The following is a 695-nucleotide window of genomic DNA, read 5'->3' as shown; positions in this document are numbered from 1 at the left end:
AATCCCACGTCGAGGAGGCTCGTGTTCAGACCGAACGAGACTATCTGATCGAAGTCCTCTCTGAACAACCACCACACTCACGCTATGTGTTGAAAGCTGTTGCCCTGCTCGATAAGCAGACACCATCTGATCAACCTGTTAAATCAAGCTCAGTCAATGAGCTGTACCAACAGATTTGTCGTCAAGAAGGAGTCGACCCACTTTCGTGGCGACGTGTTCGCGATCTCCTTCACGAGCTCGAATTCTTAGAAATCATCGAACGGAAGCGGAAAGGTGCCGGTCGTGGTGAAGGGGCCTACATGGAGACACAGCTTCTGGACAACCCAGATACCGTGATGGCTGCTTGTGACGAAGTTGAGTAAATCTCGTGTGAGTTCGCGTAGTGACCAACTGCTTCGTTTTGCACCTGACGCGGGACTTCTAAGTGATTGAGAAGGGCTCTCGTTCCGGGTATCTTTGAGCTACTAGACTGATTTCGTATCCAAATAGTTTGTTCTGAGCAAATGTTATGTATTGTCTACAAACCTAGTGGGTATGGACGAAGACAAGATTCAGGACTTTCATGGGCGCCAGAAGGAAGACGTTGAGTGCTCACAAGCGGAGGCTGAAGAAGAGACTGCAGTACCTGTAGATTTTGACGGTGAAGTTGAACGCGAGGTCATTGTGACCTACCATGACGACGCGATGGCACGGTG

General features: G+C 49.6%; 1 pseudogene. It reads left to right on the top strand.

Annotated features, from left to right (window positions below):
• Positions 1-362, top strand: a pseudogene (locus tag AUR66_RS15135) (cell division control protein Cdc6); the annotation flags it as partial.
• Positions 363-695: the final 333 nt, after the last annotated feature.

Origin of the sequence: Haloferax profundi, assembly GCF_001469865.1 — an archaeon.
In the GTDB taxonomy this organism is placed as follows: domain Archaea; phylum Halobacteriota; class Halobacteria; order Halobacteriales; family Haloferacaceae; genus Haloferax; species Haloferax profundi.
This window is presented reverse-complemented; position numbering and strand designations above follow the sequence as displayed.